Annotated in this window: 16 protein-coding genes and 1 pseudogene; 12 read left to right on the plus strand and 5 right to left on the minus strand. The window is 71.1% G+C overall.

The window, feature by feature from the left end; genetic code table 11:
• Positions 1-1,186, minus strand: a pseudogene (locus ACFV4G_RS26275) (transketolase); the annotation flags it as partial.
• Between the two features lie 448 nt (positions 1,187-1,634).
• On the opposite strand from ACFV4G_RS26275, the gene ACFV4G_RS26280 reads away from it, so the two are divergent.
• On the plus strand, positions 1,635-2,582 hold the full coding sequence (locus tag ACFV4G_RS26280; protein WP_380444454.1) for a heme o synthase: 948 nt from the start codon (positions 1,635-1,637) through the stop codon (positions 2,580-2,582).
• 78 nt (positions 2,583-2,660) lie between these two features.
• Here the strand turns inward: ACFV4G_RS26280 and ACFV4G_RS26285 are convergent, their stop codons facing one another.
• Complete coding sequence (locus ACFV4G_RS26285) at positions 2,661-3,302, minus strand: DUF2461 domain-containing protein (protein WP_380444455.1); 642 nt, start codon at positions 3,300-3,302, stop codon at positions 2,661-2,663.
• 92 nt (positions 3,303-3,394) lie between these two features.
• Here ACFV4G_RS26285 and ACFV4G_RS26290 point away from each other — a divergent pair, with 92 nt between their 5' ends.
• The gene (locus ACFV4G_RS26290; protein WP_380444457.1) at positions 3,395-3,727 is read left to right on the plus strand and encodes a hypothetical protein; all 333 of its coding nucleotides are present in this window, start codon (positions 3,395-3,397) and stop codon (positions 3,725-3,727) included.
• Positions 3,728-3,801: 74 nt separating this feature from the next.
• Here the strand turns inward: ACFV4G_RS26290 and ACFV4G_RS26295 are convergent, their stop codons facing one another.
• Positions 3,802-4,782, minus strand: a complete 981-nt coding sequence (locus tag ACFV4G_RS26295) for a heme A synthase (protein ID WP_380444481.1) — start codon at positions 4,780-4,782, stop codon at positions 3,802-3,804.
• Between the two features lie 178 nt (positions 4,783-4,960).
• On the opposite strand from ACFV4G_RS26295, the gene ACFV4G_RS26300 reads away from it, so the two are divergent.
• Positions 4,961-6,265 carry a choice-of-anchor A family protein gene (locus ACFV4G_RS26300; RefSeq protein WP_380444459.1) on the plus strand — a complete coding sequence of 435 codons (1,305 nt, stop codon included), beginning with the start codon at positions 4,961-4,963 and terminating at the stop codon, positions 6,263-6,265.
• 299 nt (positions 6,266-6,564) lie between these two features.
• Positions 6,565-7,269 (plus strand): LAETG motif-containing sortase-dependent surface protein, encoded by a 705-nt coding sequence (locus ACFV4G_RS26305; RefSeq protein WP_380444460.1) that lies wholly within the window; start codon positions 6,565-6,567, stop codon positions 7,267-7,269.
• 73 nt (positions 7,270-7,342) lie between these two features.
• Here the strand turns inward: ACFV4G_RS26305 and ACFV4G_RS26310 are convergent, their stop codons facing one another.
• Together ACFV4G_RS26310 and ACFV4G_RS26315 are read right to left on the minus strand one after the other, a co-directional pair.
• A complete protein-coding gene (locus ACFV4G_RS26310; protein WP_380444482.1) occupies positions 7,343-8,062 on the minus strand; it encodes an ABC transporter permease in 720 nt (239 codons plus the stop codon).
• Positions 8,063-8,103: 41 nt separating this feature from the next.
• On the minus strand, positions 8,104-9,033 hold the full coding sequence (locus ACFV4G_RS26315; RefSeq protein ID WP_380444462.1) for an ABC transporter ATP-binding protein: 930 nt from the start codon (positions 9,031-9,033) through the stop codon (positions 8,104-8,106).
• Between the two features lie 163 nt (positions 9,034-9,196).
• Here ACFV4G_RS26315 and ACFV4G_RS26320 point away from each other — a divergent pair, with 163 nt between their 5' ends.
• The 8 genes from ACFV4G_RS26320 to ACFV4G_RS26355 are packed head-to-tail and all read left to right on the plus strand — an operon-like array spanning position 9,197 to position 16,009.
• Complete coding sequence (locus ACFV4G_RS26320) at positions 9,197-10,039, plus strand: helix-turn-helix transcriptional regulator (RefSeq protein ID WP_380444464.1); 843 nt, start codon at positions 9,197-9,199, stop codon at positions 10,037-10,039.
• Positions 10,040-10,048: 9 nt separating this feature from the next.
• Positions 10,049-11,464: a Fe-S cluster assembly protein SufB gene (gene sufB, locus ACFV4G_RS26325; RefSeq protein WP_380444466.1), complete on the plus strand. Its 1,416-nt coding sequence runs from the start codon at positions 10,049-10,051 to the stop codon at positions 11,462-11,464.
• A 59-nt stretch (positions 11,465-11,523) separates the two neighbouring features.
• On the plus strand, positions 11,524-12,756 hold the full coding sequence (sufD, locus tag ACFV4G_RS26330) for a Fe-S cluster assembly protein SufD (RefSeq protein WP_380444468.1): 1,233 nt from the start codon (positions 11,524-11,526) through the stop codon (positions 12,754-12,756).
• 5 nt (positions 12,757-12,761) lie between these two features.
• A complete protein-coding gene (locus ACFV4G_RS26335) occupies positions 12,762-13,079 on the plus strand; it encodes a bifunctional 3-phenylpropionate/cinnamic acid dioxygenase ferredoxin subunit (RefSeq protein ID WP_329928500.1) in 318 nt (105 codons plus the stop codon).
• A gap of 6 nt (positions 13,080-13,085) precedes the next feature.
• Entirely contained in the window at positions 13,086-13,850 is a 765-nt protein-coding gene (sufC, locus tag ACFV4G_RS26340; protein WP_380444470.1) for a Fe-S cluster assembly ATPase SufC, read from the plus strand.
• On the plus strand, positions 13,847-15,106 hold the full coding sequence (locus ACFV4G_RS26345) for a cysteine desulfurase (RefSeq protein WP_380444471.1): 1,260 nt from the start codon (positions 13,847-13,849) through the stop codon (positions 15,104-15,106). The genes sufC and ACFV4G_RS26345 overlap by 4 nt, the downstream gene beginning before the upstream one ends.
• A gap of 17 nt (positions 15,107-15,123) precedes the next feature.
• Positions 15,124-15,576 (plus strand): Fe-S cluster assembly sulfur transfer protein SufU, encoded by a 453-nt coding sequence (gene sufU / locus ACFV4G_RS26350; RefSeq protein ID WP_380444473.1) that lies wholly within the window; start codon positions 15,124-15,126, stop codon positions 15,574-15,576.
• 22 nt (positions 15,577-15,598) lie between these two features.
• Positions 15,599-16,009: a metal-sulfur cluster assembly factor gene (locus ACFV4G_RS26355; protein ID WP_380444475.1), complete on the plus strand. Its 411-nt coding sequence runs from the start codon at positions 15,599-15,601 to the stop codon at positions 16,007-16,009.
• Positions 16,010-16,056: the final 47 nt, after the last annotated feature.

The raw sequence follows: 16,056 nt of genomic DNA on the forward strand, positions 1-16,056 counted from the left end.
GCGCGCTCCCGCCCCACCGCCCCGCGACCCCCGCCCCGATCGCGTTGGGGTTCGCGCCGGAGGCTTTGGGGGTCGCGACGACCTTCCCGGCCGGGAAGGACGGGACGGTCTTCTTCCAGCCCTCGGGCAGCTCGCCGGCCTGGATGCGGTCGAACTCGCCGGCCCGGTGCGGGTTGGCGGCGCGCCAGGCCTCGAAGGAGCCCTGCCACGCGTCGCGGGCGGCCTTGCCGCGCTTGATCACCAGGCGGGCGTGCTCGATGACCTTGTCGGAGACCTCGAAGGTCTTCTCCGGGTCGAAGCCCAGGACCTTCTTGGTGGCGGCGATCTCGGCGGCGCCGAGGGCGGAGCCGTGGGCCTTGGCGGTGTTCTGGGCGTCCGGGGCCGGCCAGGCGATGATCGTGCGCATAGCGATCATCGACGGGCGGGCGGTCTCGGCCTTGGCGGCGGCCAGCGCGTCGGCGAGGGCGGCGACGTCGATGTCGCCGTTCGCCTTCGGGGTGACCCGCTGGACGTGCCAGCCGTACGCCTCGTAGCGCTTGAGGACGTCCTCGGAGAAGGCCGTCTCGGTGTCGCCCTCGATGGAGATGTGGTTGTCGTCGTACAGGGCGACGAGGTTGCCCAGCTGCTGGTGCCCGGCCAGCGAGGAGGCCTCGGCCGAGATGCCCTCCTCCAGGTCGCCGTCGGAGACGATGGCCCAGATCGTGTGGTCGAACGGGGACTCGCCGGCCGGGGCGTCCGGGTCGAAGAGGCCGCGCTCGTAGCGGGCGGCCATCGCCATGCCGACCGCGTTGGCGATGCCCTGGCCGAGCGGACCGGTCGTGGTCTCGACGCCGGCGGTGTGGCCGTGCTCGGGGTGACCGGGGGTGCGGCTGCCCGCGACGCGGAAGGCCTTGAGGTCGTCCAGCTCCAGGCCGTAGCCCGAGAGGTAGAGCTGGGTGTAGAGGGTCAGGCTGGTGTGCCCGGGGGAGAGGACGAATCGGTCGCGCCCCACCCAGGAGGGGTCGGTGGGGTCGTGCCGCAGGAAACGCTGGAAGATCAGGTACGCCGCCGGGGCCAGCGACATGGCCGTCCCGGGGTGTCCGTTGCCGACCTTCTGGACGGCGTCCATGGCCAGGACCCGGGCCGTGTCAACCGTGCGCTCATCCAGTTCGGACCACTCGAATGTGTTCGTCGGCGTCGTGCTCACCCTGTCTCAGGGCTCCTTCCGTTGTGAAGAGTGACCCCGTGAAGGGGACCCGGTCGGCCACGGCGCTGTGGTCCCGACGCTGGTGGTGCCGGTCACGGAGGGTAGATCCCGCTTCTGTGTGCGAGCCTACCGTCCGGCCCGGGGCTCACCCTGCGTGCTGGGACAACCGGAATTCGGGTATGGCGATTCCCACGATGCCGCTCTGGGGCGTTTTGTCCCAGGCTCTCCTGTTTTGGCGGGCCCTGCCCCTCCGATGAGCAGGACGGGGGAGGCGGGACCGAGTGGTCGGAGTTCGTGGGTTCACCCAGGGGTGTGCGTTCCGCCCCGCCGGGGGACCCCGGAGCCGGTGGGGAGATATGGAGCGTCTAAGGTGGCGTGGTACGCGCAGAGCGGACGATTCGGGACCTTCGTTTCCTTCGACGCCTGCGAGGATTCATCTTCAGTTGGGGTGTTAGTGACCGCCGTCGAAACCCGTCCCGCCGGGGTCACCGGGGCGACTCCTGCGCACCGGCCCATCGGGGCCCGTGTCGGCGCGTTCGTCGCACTGACCAAGCCGCGGATCATCGAACTGCTGCTGATGAGCACGGTTCCGGTGATGTTCCTGGCCCAGCAGGGCGTCCCGAACATGCTGCTGGTGCTGAAGGTCGTGGTCGGCGGCTACCTCTCGGCGGGCGGCGCCAACGCCCTCAACATGTACATCGACCGCGACATCGACGCGGTGATGTCGCGCACCGAGCGGCGCCCGATCGTCACCGGCATGGTGTCGCCGCGCGAGGCGCTGGTGTTCGGCATCGTCCTCGCGGTCGTCTCGACGCTGCTGCTCGGTTTCGGCGTCAACTGGCTGTCCTCCGGACTCGCGCTCGGCGCCCTGCTGTTCTACGTCTTCGTCTACACGCTGGGCCTCAAGCGGCGCACCTCGCAGAACATCGTGTGGGGCGGCATCGCGGGCTGCATGCCGGTGCTCGTCGGCTGGTCCTCCGTCACCAACTCCCTGTCCTGGGCGGCGGTCATCCTCTTCCTGGTGGTGTTCTTCTGGACGCCGCCGCACACCTGGGTGCTGTCGATGAAGGTGCGCGACGACTACCTGCGCGCCGGCGTGCCGATGCTGCCGGTGGTCAAGGGCAACGTGGCGGTGGGCAAGCAGGTCGTCGCCTACTCCTGGGTCATGGTGGCCGTCTCGCTGGCGCTGTGGCCGCTGGGGCACATGAGCTGGCTGTACCCGGTCGCCGCGGTGGTGCTCGGCGCGGCCTGGCTGCGCGAGGCGCACGCGCTGTACGCGCGGGCCAAGGCCGGGGTCGTCGGCGCGAAGCTGAAGGAGATGCGGCTGTTCCACTGGTCGATCACCTACCTGTCGCTGCTGTTCGTGGTCTGCGCGATCGACCCGTTCGTGAAGTAGGCGCGGCAGTACGGAAGAAGAGCCCCGGTCCGGGTGGACCGGGGCTCTTCCGCGTTCACCGGCCTTGTTCGCCGGCCTTCATCGGGCCGGGAGTCCGGACGGGCCGACGTGGCCGTCCAGCCAGTCCTTGAGCGGCTGGGAGGCCCGCAGGAAGGCGGCGATCCGGGTGTGCGCGGTGCGGGTGCCCAGCCACTTCGCGGGCGGCCACTCCTGCCAGGCCACGAGGCCCTTGTGGCGCAGCAGCTCGATCCTCGGGTGGTCCTTGGGGTAGCCGCGCGGGGCGGACTTCAGGCTGTCGCGGCCGAAGACCTGCGGGCCGTCCTTCTCCACCCGGGCGATCACGCGCTCCAGTTCGGCCCCGGAGACGTCCTCGGCGACGGCCGCGCGGTAGCGCTCCAGCTGGTCCGCGGCGAGCTGGTACATGCCGTTGCCGCAGGCCAGGCCGTCGGCGGAGAGCTGGACGTAGCCGCCCGCCTCCAGGTGGGCGCCGATGTGCGTCTTGTACGGGGACTTGTCGGCGCTGAAGCGGACGTCGCGGTTGGGGCGGAAGATCTTCCCCGGTCCGAACTCCGGTTCCAGCTCGGCCAGCAGCTCCTCCATGGGGGCGCGCACGGCCTCGTCGTAGCGGTCCTTGTGGGCCTGCCAGAAGGTCTTCGAGTTGTCGGCCTCCAGGTGCTCGTAGAATTCGAGCGCCTCGGCAGGCCAGCCGGAGAAGGTCACACGGCCAGTATGGATCGAGCGGGGGCAGTATGTGGCCCGGTGCACAGGGTGCTCCCGTCGCCAGGGCCGCTACCGGTGGGTAGCATGCGGGCATGAGCGCAGAGACCACCCCCGCCGCGTCGGACGCCCGCACCGAGCGCCGCGCCAAGCGCATCGCCAAGAACCTGACCAGCTTCGCCGCGCAGCACGGCGGCAGCGCCGACGCGGTCGTCGAGTACGTCGGCGCCGTGGCCACCCGGATCGTCGTGGTCGGCGCGGACGGCGCCTGGGGCGACCAGGTGGCCCCGAGCTACGCCGTCGGCCGCCGGGCCGCCGAGCTGGCCGGGCTGACCCTGCACGACGACTTCGAGGGCGAGCTGGCCCTCAAGGTGAAGACCGGCCCGTACGAGTGGAAGCGGATGGCCGGCATCCAGCTCGGCGGCTGACCGCCCGGCCCCCGTACGGCGAACGGCCCGGCTCCCTTTGTGGGGGAGCCGGGCCGTCGTGCGTGTCGCAGCGGTCAGACCGAGGCGGTCTGCGGGGTCTGCGCGGGCAGCTGTCCGGGGGCTTCCCCGTCCGCGCGGGTGCGCAGGGCGAGGGGGACGCGCAGGGCGGCGATCCAGGTCAGCGTGGCCAGGAACATGTGCAGGCCGACCATGAGCTCGGGAGCGTCGGTGAAGTACTGGACGAAGCCGAGCACGCCCTGGAGCAGGAGCACGGCGAGGAGTTCCTTGGCCCGGGCGCGGGCGGGCTGCGGGGCCTTGACCGCTGCGAAGACGAAGATCACGGCAATCGCCAGGCCGACCGAGACGAACGCGAAGTCGGCGTGGAACTGCGCGAGGCGGTCGTAGTCGATCGGGATGCGCGGCACGATCTTGTTGTCCTGCGGCGTGCCGGGGTGGTGGCCGGCGCCGGTGACCAGGGTGCCGGCGGCGACGAGCGTTCCGATCGCGGCGACCAGCACGTAGGAGAGCCGGTGGATCGGGCCGGCCACCGCGAGCTTCGCCGGGCCGTCGCCCTCCTTGCTGCGCTCCCACATCAGCAGCGCGACCCACACCAGGGCCATCGCGGCGATCATGTGCAGCGCGACGGTGTACGGGTTGAGGCCGGTCAGCACGGTGATGCCGCCGAGGACGGCGTTGCTCATCACCAGCCAGAACTGCGCCCAGCCCAGCTTCGTCAGGCTGCGGCGCCAGGGGCGGTGGCAGCGCGCGGCCAGGATCGCCCAGCCGACCGCGGCGCTCAGCACGTAGGTGAGCATTCGGTTGGTGAACTCGACGATGCCGTGGAAGCCCATCTCGGCGGTGGGCGTCAGGCTCTCGTCGGTGCAGCGGGGCCAGGTGGTACAGCCGAGGCCGGAGGCGGTGAGGCGGACGGCGCCGCCGGTGACGACGATCACCACGCTCATCACCAGCGCGGCGAACGCGGCGCGCCGGACCATCGCGGCGGACGGCTGCCAGCGGTCGGCGAGCAGGGAGAAGGGGTTCAGCACGCGGTCAATCGTAGGGGGCCTTACAGCCGATCTTGGGGCGGGGCATGGGTCAGCGCAAAAGCGGATCTTACGGTCAAGGCGGTCAATGGTCTTGACCATTCACCCGTTCGGCCGAAAGAGTGCGGATTGGTCCAGACCTTTTTCGGGCCCCCCTCCACTCCTCCCGCACGTAAGCGGAGCTCTGCACATGCGCATATCCACGTCCGCCGCCGCGCTCGCGGTCGGCGGCTCGCTCGCACTGGCCGGCCTCGTCGCGCCGGCCGCCCAGGCCGTCGGCGCCGACCAGGAGTGCCGCGGCCTCGGGGTCGCCGGCCTCTACGGCGAGTTCGTCGAGGGCGACGACACCCACACCCCGGACGCCGAGGGCGCGGTCGCGGTGGGCGGCAACGCCGACTTCCGCGGCGGGTTCTCGGTCGGCCAGGAGCTCACCGCCGAGCAGGTCGCCGCCCTGCCGGGCGGCAACGCCCTCGTGGTGGCCGGCGATCTGACCGGTACCAACACCCAGGTGATGAAGGGCAACGGCGTCTACGGCGGCACGCTGACCGGGGTGCTGGAGGCTCACCAGGGCAAGGTCGGCCGGGGTGCCTCCCCGATCGACTTCAAGGCCGAGTTCGCCAAGCTGCGCGCCGCCTCCGCCGCGCTGGCCGCCGTGCCGCAGACCGCCGGGGCCACCGTCCAGGCCGACGGCGGCAGGCTGACGCTGACCGGCGGGGACGCGAAGTACAACGGCTTCACCGTCGACGCCGCGAAGCTCCAGGGCGCGAAGGACGTCTTCGTCCGGGTGCCGGCCGGCTCGGTGACCGTCGTCACCGTGACCGGCTCGTCGTACGACATGGCGGCGGCCGGGACCACCGGCTTCCAGCTGTGGGACGAGGCCAAGGCGGCCTACGTCCTGGACGACAAGCTCCAGAGCGCGGCCGGCGGTGCCGTCCGGGCCGGGCTGCTCTGGAACTTCCCGTCCGCGACCAAGGTGGTCAAGAGCAGCAAGGCCGCCTGGGCCGGTACGGTGCTCGCCCCGAACGCCGCCTTCGACCTCGGCAGCGGCGGCCCGGTCAACGGCTCGGTGATCGCCGCCTCGCTGACCGGCAAGGGCGGCGCCGAGACGCACCACTACCCCTTCACCGGCTGCCTGCCGGCCGTCCTCCCGACGCCGTCCGCGACCCCGACCGGGACGCCGGTGGTGCCGACCGGCACGCCGTCGACGCCGGGCGCCACCGCGCAGCCGTCCGGAACGCCGTCCGGAACGCCGTCGGGACCGGCGGGCGGGAAGCCGAGCGGGGGCGCGTCGCCGAGTGCGTCCGCCTCGCCGTCCACCAGTGCGCCGGCGGCCTCCGCGCCGGCGAGCCCCTCGGCGTCGGCGAACACCGGAGGCGGGCTCGCGCACACCGGTTCCGGGCCCGTCCTGCCGCTGGCGATCGGCGGCGCCGTGGTGCTCGCGGCCGGCGGTGGAATCGTCGTGGCGACGCGTCGTCGGGCGGCGAAGAAGGCCTGACCGTTCGTCGGCTGATCGAAGCCGCACCCCCGGTGATTGAACCTGATCACCGGGGGCTGCGTTTTTTCAGTCAGGTGACGAAGTCCATTCGGGTTCGCCGATTCCGCGTTGTGCGTGGTGGCGCCTGTGGTGGGCTGGTCATGCACATCCATCGTGAGACCGACAGACGAAATCCGGTCGTACGGCGGGGTGTGGCGAGGTGCGGGAGTGCCGGTAGAGTCCCCCGGACAGCCGTAGCGGGCCACCGCGAAGCACTCAACACGCCTGCTGCACAAGACCGTTCGGAGGGGAACAGGGCAATGGCACGACAGCAGCGGCACTTCGGGATCGGAGCGGCGGCACTCGCCGGTACGGTGGCGGCCGGAATCCTCCTGCCCCTGAGCCTGGCCGGGCCGGCTTCGGCCCACGTGCCGGCGTGGAAGGTGGACTGCGACAAGATCGTGATCGATCTGGTCAAGTACAGCGAGAAGGACACCGTGACGAACAACGTCACGCTCACCATCGACGGTGAGAAGGTGCTGGACAAGAAGTTCGGTAAGGAGTTCCACGGCACCTTCCCGGTGAAGGACCACTCCGCGCCGATCAAGGCGACCTTCGTGGTGACCACCACGGAGACCCCGGCCGAGCCCGGTTGGAACATCGACGAGTCGGAGACGATCCAGCCCTGCCACACGCCGACGCCGACCCCCACGCCCACCCCCACGCCCACCAAGACGCCCACCCCCACGCCGACCCCGACGACGACGCCGACCACCCCGCCGACGCCGGTCCCCAGCGTGACGCCGACCCCGAGCACCACCCCGCCGGGCACCGCGGCCCCGTCGGTGACGCCGCCCGCGAGCAAGACCCCGGCCCCGGCGCCGAGCACCGGCGGTCCGGCCCTCGCCGAGACCGGTGGCAGCTCGGCCACCCCCGTCATCGCGGCGGCCGGCGCCGGGGTGCTGCTGCTCGGCGGCGCGATCGTGCTGTTCGCCCGCAAGCGCCGTGGCGGCAGCCAGAGCTGACGGTCCACCGGTAGTACGCACAGCGCCCCCCGGCCTCGAGTGGCCGGGGGGCGCCCTGCGTTGACGGCCGGGACTACTCCCAGCGGAAGAAGCGCGCGGCGGCGGCCAGGCCGACGACAGCCCAGCCGGCCAGGATCCCGAGGTCCGACCACGGCACCCCGGCGCCGGTCTGCAGGACGGACCGCAGGCCGTCCGAGAGCGCCGCGATCGGCAGAAGCTCCAGCACCGACTGCACGGCGGACGGGAACTTGGTCAGCGGCACGATCACCCCGCCCCCCAGCAGCAGCAGGATGAACACGAGGTTCGCGGCGGCCAGTGTCGCCTCGGCCCTGAGCGTGCCGGCCATCAGCAGGCCGAGCCCGGAGAAGGCGGCCGTGCCGAGGACCAGCAGCGCGGCCACCGAGAACGGGTCGCCGTGCGGGGACCAGCCGAGCGCCAGCGCGATCACCGACAGCAGCGCGACCTGCAGCGCCTCGGTGACCAGCACGCAGCCGGTCTTGGCGGTCAGCAGCGCCCAGCGCGGCAGCGGGCTCGCGCCGAGCCGCTTCAGCACGCCGTAGCGGCGCTCGAAGCCGGTGGCGATGGCCTGGCCGGTGAACGCGGTGGACATCACGGCGAGCGCCAGCAGACCGGGTGCCAGGAAGTCGACCCGCTTGCCGGGGCCCTCCACCGCGACGACGTCGACGGCGGAGAACAGCACCAGCAGGACGGTCGGGATGACGACCGTGAGCAGCAGCTGCTCGCCGTTGCGCAGCAGCATCCTGGTCTCGAACGCGGTCTGCGCGAGCAGCATCCGGCCGACGGGGGCCGCACCCGGCCTGGGGGAGTAGTCGGTCACGAGCGCAGGTCCCGTCCGGTCAGGTCGAGGAAGACGTCTTCGAGGCTGCGGCGCTGCACGGCGAGCCGCTCGGGGAGGATGCCGGAGGCCGCGCACCAGGAGGTGACGGCGGCCAGCAGCTGCGGGTCCACGGTCGCGGCCTCGACGCGGTAGCTGCCGGGGGCCGTCTCGGTGGCGGCCGTGCCCCCGGGCAGCTCCTTGAGCAGCGGGCCGAGGTCGAGTCCGGGCGGGCCGTCGAAGCGCAGCGCGTTCTCGGCGCCGCCGCGGCACAGCTCCTCGGGGGTGCCGGCGGCGATGACCCTGCCGCGGTCGACGACGGCGACGTGGTCGGCGAGCTGCTCGGCCTCGTCCATGTGGTGCGTGGTGACGACCACGGTGACGCCGTCCCGGCGCAGGTCGCGGACCAGCTCCCAGGTGGCGCGGCGGGCCTGCGGGTCGAGGCCGGCGGTGGGCTCGTCGAGGAAGACCAGCTCGGGGCGGCCGACCACGGCCATGGCGAGGGCGAGCCGCTGCTGCTGGCCGCCGGAGAGGCGCCGGTAGGTGGTGCGGCCGCAGGAGCCGAGGCCGAGCCGCTCGACCAGGGCGTCGACGTCCAGCGGGTGGGCGTGCAGCGTGGCGGTGTGCCGCAGCATCTCGACGGCGCGGGCGCCCGCGTACACCCCGCCGGACTGCAGCATGACCCCGATCCGCGGGCGCAGGGCGGCGTGCTGGGCGACCGGGTCGAGGCCGAGGACGCGGACGGTGCCGGCGTCGGGGCGGCGGTAGCCCTCGCAGGTCTCGATGGTGGTGGTCTTGCCGGCGCCGTTGGGGCCGAGGACGGCGGTGATCGCGCCGCGCTCGATGGTGAGGTCGAGGCCGTCCACCGCGGGCTTGTCACCGTAGTGCTTGACCAGCCCGGCGATCTGGACCGCGGGTTCGGAGTGCATACCGGCGAGTCTAAGAGGGCCTCACGCCGGGCCCCGCCGGGGCCTCGGTGATCGTTTCTGCAGGTCAGGTAAGCCTTACCTGCGTGACTGATGACACGGGTGAGGCCTGGATCACGGCTTGTCCTGTTGGAAGTAATTACGCAACACTGGTGTTGTGAAAAACATGCGCGAGCACGCCACGCACCAGGAGGCCGAGTCGGCCCCCGGCTGTGACGTGCCCGTGACGGCGGCCGAGGTGCTGCTGGAGGGCCACCGCGCCACGCGCGACCGGGTCGCCCGGTCGATCCTGGACCACGGCCCGTCCTCCGCCGCCGACCTCGCGACCCGGCTCGGCCTCACCGCCGCCGCCGTGCGCCGCCACCTCGACGGACTGGCCGCCGCGGGCCTGGTCGAGTCCCGCGACCAGCGGGTCTACGGCAGCCGCGGCCGGGGCCGTCCGGCCAAGGTCTTCGCCCTCACCGACGGTGGCCGGGACGCCTTCTACCAGGCGTACGACCAGCTCGCGGCCGACGCGCTGCGCTGGATCTCCGACTCGGTGGGCGGCGGCAAGGCGGGCGAGGAGGCGGTTGCCGCCTTCGCGCGCGCCCGCTTCGGCAAGCAGGGCCAGAAGTACCTGGAGACCCTGCGAACGGCCGAAGCCTCCGAGCGCACCGAGGCGCTCGCCCAGGCGCTGAGCGCGGACGGGTACGCTGCCACGGTGCGGCGGGTCCCGTCGGCCGCGGCGAAGGCCCCGGCGGGCGCCCAGCTCTGCCAGCACCACTGCCCGGTCGCGCACATCGCCGAGCAGTTCCCCCAGCTCTGCGAGGCGGAGACCGAGGTCTTCTCCCAGCTCCTGGGCACCCATGTGCAACGGCTGGCCACCATCGCCCACGGCGACGGGGTCTGCACCACCTATGTGCCGGCACCCGGTGCCGCATCGTCGTCCGCCGCGCGCAGCGCGCGGCCGGGTCCCGATGCAGTGCCGACTGCCGGTACGTCCACCGAAGATTCAGCGTCCGCGCGTTAGGAAGCTCGCATGACTGACACCGTTTCGCACCCCGAGCTCGAAGGCCTCGGCAATTACGAGTACGGCTGGGCCGACCCGGACACCGCCGGTGCCGCGGCCAAGCGCGGGCTCAGCGAGGACGTCGTCCGCGACATCTCGGCGAAGAAGAGCGAGTCCGAGTGGATGCTGAACCTGCGGCTCAAGGGCCTGAAGCTGTTCGGCAAGAAGCCCATGCCGACCTGGGGCTCCGACCTCTCCGGCATCGACTTCGACAACATCAAGTACTTCGTCCGCTCGACCGAGAAGCAGGCCGAGTCCTGGGAGGACCTGCCCGCGGACATCAAGGCCACCTACGACAAGCTGGGCATCCCGGAGGCCGAGAAGCAGCGCCTGGTCGCCGGTGTCGCCGCCCAGTACGAGTCCGAGGTCGTCTACCACCAGATCCGCGAGGACCTGGAGGAGCAGGGCGTCATCTTCCTGGACACCGACACCGCGCTGCGCGAGCACCCGGAGATCTTCAAGGAGTACTTCGGCACCGTCATCCCGGCCGGCGACAACAAGTTCGCCGCGCTGAACACGGCGGTGTGGTCCGGCGGCTCGTTCATCTACGTGCCGAAGGGCGTGCACGTCGACATCCCGCTGCAGGCCTACTTCCGGATCAACACCGAGAACATGGGCCAGTTCGAGCGGACGCTGATCATCGTCGACGAGGACGCCTACGTCCACTACGTCGAGGGCTGCACCGCGCCGATCTACTCCTCCGACTCGCTGCACTCGGCGGTCGTCGAGATCATCGTCAAGAAGGGCGGCCGCTGCCGCTACACGACCATCCAGAACTGGTCGAACAACGTCTACAACCTGGTCACCAAGCGCGCCGTGGCGTACGAGGGCGCGACCATGGAGTGGGTCGACGGCAACATCGGCTCCAAGGTCACCATGAAGTACCCGGCCGTCTACCTGATGGGCGAGCACGCCAAGGGCGAGACCCTGTCGATCGCCTTCGCGGGCGAGGGCCAGCACCAGGACGCCGGCGCCAAGATGGTGCACATGGCGCCGAACACCTCCTCCAACATCGTCTCCAAGTCGGTGGCGCGCGGCGGCGGCCGGACCTCCTACCGCGGTCTGATCGAGATCGGCGAGGGCTCGCACGGCGCCAAGTCCAACGTCCTGTGCGACGCGCTGCTGGTCGACACCATCTCCCGCTCGGACACCTACCCGTACGTGGACGTCCGCGAGGACGACGTGTCCATGGGCCACGAGGCGACCGTCTCCAAGGTCAGCGAGGACCAGCTGTTCTACCTGATGAGCCGGGGCATGACCGAGTTCGAGGCGATGGCGATGATCGTGCGCGGCTTCGTCGAGCCGATCGCGCGCGAGCTGCCGATGGAGTACGCGCTGGAGCTCAACCGGCTGATCGAGCTGCAGATGGAGGGCGCGGTCGGCTGACCCCCGGCCGAGCACCCGCCATCCATTGAATTCCGAGGAAGAGAGCACAACGAACAGCCATGGCTGAGCAGAACACCACCGGCTCCACCACCGCCGGTTCGATCGAGGTCGGCACCGCCGGTGCGGGCGCGCAGCTCGCCGGCCCCGGCACCGGCCGGGCCACGGTCCAGCAGCCGATCGACGCGCGCGTCGCGGTCAAGCCGTCCTTCGACGTGAACGACTTCCCGGTGCCGACCGGCCGCGAGGAGGACTGGCGGTTCACGCCGATGCACCGCCTCGGCGGCCTGCACGACGGCGCCGCCGCCGCCGCCGCCGAGCGGGGCGAGGACAAGGTCGAGTTCGCGCTGCCCGAGGGCGTCACCGCCGAGACCGTCGGCCGCGACGACGCCCGCCTGGGCAAGGCCGGCAAGCCGGTCGACCGGGTCGCCGCCCAGGCGTTCAGCGCCTTCGAGCAGGCCCTGGTCGTCACCGTGCCCAAGGACGCGGTGCTCACCGAGCCGGTCCGGATCGACGTGCGCGCCGAGGGCGGGGTCCGCTTCGCCCACGTGGTGATCGACGTCAAGCCGTTCGCCGAGGCCGTCGTGGTGCTCAACCACGTCGGCACCGGCACCCGCGCCGCCAACGTCGAGCTCCTGGTCGGCGACGGCGCGAAGCTCACCTTCGTCTCCGTCCAGGACTGGGACCGCGACGCCGTCCACGCCGCGCAGCACAATGCGCTGGTCGGCCGCGACGCCTCGTTCAAGTCCGTCGTCGTCACCTTCGGCGGCGACCTGGTCCGCCTCCACCCGCGGGTCAACTACGCCGGCCCCGGCGGCGAGGCCGAGCTGTTCGGCCTCTACTTCGCCGACGCCGGCCAGCACCTCGAGCACCGCCTGGTCATCGACCACGACACGCCGCACTGCCGGTCCAACGTGGCCTACAAGGGCGCGCTGCAGGGCAAGGACGCCCACGCGGTCTGGGTCGGCGACGTGCTGATCCGCGCCGCCGCCCTCGGCACCGACACCTACGAGCTCAACCGCAACCTGGTGCTCACCGACGGCGCCCGGGTCGACTCGATCCCGAACCTGGAGATCGAGACCGGCGAGATCGTCGGCGCCGGCCACGCCTCCGCCACCGGCCGCTTCGACGACGAGCAGCTGTTCTACCTGCAGGCCCGCGGCATCCCCGCGGACGAGGCCCGCCGCCTGGTCGTGCGCGGCTTCTTCGCCGAGCTGCTCCAGCAGATCGGCGTGGCCGAGGTCCAGGACCAGCTCATGGAGAAGATCGAGGCCGAGCTGGAAGCGGCGGTCTGACCCCGATGACCTACCTCCGTGCCTGCGCGCTGAGCGACCTCCAGGAGGACGTCCCCAAGCGCGTCGACCTCAACGGCGTGCCGGTCTCCGTGGTCCGCACCGACGAGGGGGTGTTCGCGATCAACGACACCTGCTCGCACGCGAACGTCTCGCTCTCCGAGGGCGAGGTCGAGGACTGCATGATCGAGTGCTGGCTGCACGGCTCCAGCTTCGACCTGCGCACCGGCAAGCCCTCCGGCCTGCCCGCCACCAAGCCGGTCGCTGTCTACCCCGTAAAGATCGAAGGGGACGATGTGCTCGTCTCCGTCAACCAGGAGTCCTGAGTACACATGGCAACCCTTGAAATCCGCGACCTGCACGTCTCCGTCGACGCCGAGAACGGCCCGCGCGAGATCCTGAAGGGCGTCGACCTGACCGTGAAGCAGGGCGAGACCCACGCCATCATGGGTCCGAACGGCTCCGGCAAGTCCACCCTGGCCTACTCGCTGGCCGGCCACCCCAAGTACACCGTCACCGGCGGCTCCGTGCTGCTGGACGGCGAGGACGTCCTGGAGATGTCCGTCGACGAGCGCGCCAAGGCCGGCGTGTTCCTCGCCATGCAGTACCCGGTCGAGGTCCCGGGCGTCTCGGTGAGCAACTTCCTGCGCACCGCCGCCACCGCGGTCCGCGGCGAGGCCCCGAAGCTGCGCTTGTGGGTCAAGGAGGTCAAGGAGGCGATGGCCGCCCTCCAGATGGACCCGGCCTTCGCCGAGCGCAACGTCAACGAGGGCTTCTCCGGCGGTGAGAAGAAGCGCCACGAGATCCTCCAGCTGGAGCTCCTCAAGCCGAAGATCGCGATCCTCGACGAGACCGACTCCGGCCTGGACGTCGACGCGCTGCGGATCGTCTCCGAGGGCATCAACCGGGTCCGCGCGACCGGCGAGGTCGGCACCCTCCTGGTGACCCACTACACCCGCATCCTGCGGTACATCAAGCCCGACTACGTCCACGTGTTCGCGGGCGGCCGCATCGTCGAGTCCGGCGGCGCCGAGCTCGCCGACAAGCTGGAGAACGAGGGCTACGAGACGTACGTGAAGGGTGGCGCTTCCGAGTGACCCATACGCTGACCGGTCTGCTCGACACCGACGCGATCCGCAAGGACTTCCCGGTCCTGCAGCGCGTGCTGCACGAGGACAAGCCGCTGGTCTACCTGGACAACGCGGCGACCTCGCAGAAGCCGCGCCAGGTGCTCGAAGCCCTGAACGCCTACTACGAGCGGCACAACGCCAACGTCCACCGCGGCGTGCACGTGCTCGCCGAGGAGGCCACGGCCCTGTACGAGGGCGCGCGCGACAAGGTCGCGGCGTTCGTCAACGCGCCGAGCCGCAACGAGGTGATCTTCACCAAGAACGCCTCGGAGTCGCTCAACCTCGTCGCCAACATGCTCGGCTGGGCCGACGAGCCGTACCGGGTGGACGCCGACTCCGAGATCGTCATCACGGAGATGGAGCACCACTCCAACATCGTCCCGTGGCAGCTGCTCTCGCAGCGCACCGGCGCGAAGCTCAAGTGGTTCGGGCTGACCGACGAGGGCCGGCTCGACCTGTCGAACATCGACGAGCTGATCACCGAGAAGACCAAGGTGGTCTCCTTCACCCTGGTCTCCAACCTGCTCGGCACCGTCAACCCGGTCGAGACGATCGTGCGCAAGGCCCAGTCGGTCGGCGCGCTGGTCCTCATCGACGCCTCGCAGGCCGCGCCGCACATGGTGCTGGACGTGCAGGCGCTGGAGGCCGACTTCGTCGCCTTCACCGGCCACAAGATGCTGGCCCCGACCGGCATCGGCGTGCTCTGGGGCCGCCAGGAGCTGCTGGAGGACCTCCCGCCGTTCCTCGGCGGCGGCGAGATGATCGAGACCGTCACCATGGGCTCGTCCACCTACGCCCCGGCGCCGCACAAGTTCGAGGCCGGCACCCCGCCGATCGCCCAGGCGGTCGGGCTCGGCGCGGCCATCGACTACCTGTCGTCGATCGGCATGGACAAGATCGCCGCGCACGAGCACGCCATCACCGAGTACGCGGTGGAGCGCCTGCTGGAGGTCCCCGACCTGCGGATCATCGGCCCGCGCACGGCCGTGGACCGCGGTGCCGCGATCTCCTTCACCCTCGGCGACATCCACCCGCACGATGTGGGTCAGGTGCTGGACGAGCAGGGCATCGCCGTGCGCGTCGGCCACCACTGCGCGCGGCCGGTGTGCCTGCGGTACGGAATTCCGGCGACCACGCGGGCGTCGTTCTATCTGTACTCGACGCCGGGCGAGGTCGACGCGCTGATCGACGGCCTGCACCACGTCCGGAACTTCTTCGGCTGACGGGACAGGCGCAGGACATGAAGCTCGACTCGATGTACCAGGACATCATCCTGGACCACTACCGCAACCCCCACGGCAAGGGGCTGCGGGACGGCGACGCCGAGGTGCACCACGTCAACCCGACCTGCGGCGACGAGATCACCCTTCGGGTGAAGCTCGACGGCGCGAAGGTCGTGGACGTGTCCTACGAGTCCCAGGGCTGTTCGATCAGCCAGGCCAGCGCCTCGGTGCTGAACGACCTGGTGGTCGGCAAGACCGTGGGCGAGGCGCAGGCCGTCCAGGAGGCCTTCCTGGAGCTGATGCAGAGCAAGGGCCAGGGCGAGGGCGACGAGGAGGTGCTGGAGGACGCGGTCGCGTTCGCCGGCGTCTCCAAGTACCCGGCCCGCGTCAAGTGCGCCCTGCTGAGCTGGATGGCCTGGAAGGACGCCACCGCCAAGGCGCTCGCCCAGCACCCCGCCGTGAACGACTGACCCGAGCAGAGGAGGACCAACCATGAGTGACGAGAGCACCACCACCGCCGACGCCACGGCCTCCGCTGCGGACACCGCCGCGGGGGAGCAGCCGACCGGCCTGATCGTCGGCACCACCGCCGGCACCGTCTCCGTCGAGGACCTGACCGAGGCCCTGATGGACGTCGTCGACCCCGAACTGGGCATCGACGTCGTCAACCTGGGCCTGATCTACGGCATCCACATCGACGAGTCCGACGTGGCCACCATCGACATGACGCTCACCTCGGCGGCCTGCCCGCTGACCGACGTCATCGAGGACCAGGCCAAGACCGCCACCGACGGCCTGGTGCAGGACCTGCGGATCAACTGGGTCTGGATGCCGCCGTGGGGCCCGGACAAGATCACCGACGACGGCCGCGACCAGCTGCGCGCGCTCGGCTTCAACGTCTGAGGTCGCTGGTCGATCGTCGTTCCGCTGCCGCGCGAACCCCCGGGGTT

This window comes from Kitasatospora sp. NPDC059747 (genome assembly GCF_042732955.1).
Classification (GTDB): domain Bacteria; phylum Actinomycetota; class Actinomycetes; order Streptomycetales; family Streptomycetaceae; genus Kitasatospora.

What these genes read in the sequence shown, in the direction of transcription:
- ACFV4G_RS26290 (WP_380444457.1), top strand. Translation starts at nt 3,395, where the DNA reads ATGAGCGCAGAGACCACCCCCGCCGCGTCGGACGCCCGCACCGAGCGC.
- ACFV4G_RS26300 (WP_380444459.1), top strand. Translation starts at nt 4,961, where the DNA reads ATGCGCATATCCACGTCCGCCGCCGCGCTCGCGGTCGGCGGCTCGCTC.
- ACFV4G_RS26305 (WP_380444460.1), top strand. Translation starts at nt 6,565, where the DNA reads ATGGCACGACAGCAGCGGCACTTCGGGATCGGAGCGGCGGCACTCGCC.
- ACFV4G_RS26310 (WP_380444482.1), bottom strand. Translation starts at nt 8,062, where the DNA reads ATGCTGCTCGCGCAGACCGCGTTCGAGACCAGGATGCTGCTGCGCAAC.
- ACFV4G_RS26315 (WP_380444462.1), bottom strand. Translation starts at nt 9,033, where the DNA reads ATGCACTCCGAACCCGCGGTCCAGATCGCCGGGCTGGTCAAGCACTAC.
- ACFV4G_RS26320 (WP_380444464.1), top strand. Translation starts at nt 9,197, where the DNA reads ATGCGCGAGCACGCCACGCACCAGGAGGCCGAGTCGGCCCCCGGCTGT.
- sufB (WP_380444466.1), top strand. Translation starts at nt 10,049, where the DNA reads ATGACTGACACCGTTTCGCACCCCGAGCTCGAAGGCCTCGGCAATTAC.
- sufD (WP_380444468.1), top strand. Translation starts at nt 11,524, where the DNA reads ATGGCTGAGCAGAACACCACCGGCTCCACCACCGCCGGTTCGATCGAG.
- ACFV4G_RS26335 (WP_329928500.1), top strand. Translation starts at nt 12,762, where the DNA reads ATGACCTACCTCCGTGCCTGCGCGCTGAGCGACCTCCAGGAGGACGTC.
- sufC (WP_380444470.1), top strand. Translation starts at nt 13,086, where the DNA reads ATGGCAACCCTTGAAATCCGCGACCTGCACGTCTCCGTCGACGCCGAG.
- sufU (WP_380444473.1), top strand. Translation starts at nt 15,124, where the DNA reads ATGAAGCTCGACTCGATGTACCAGGACATCATCCTGGACCACTACCGC.
- ACFV4G_RS26355 (WP_380444475.1), top strand. Translation starts at nt 15,599, where the DNA reads ATGAGTGACGAGAGCACCACCACCGCCGACGCCACGGCCTCCGCTGCG.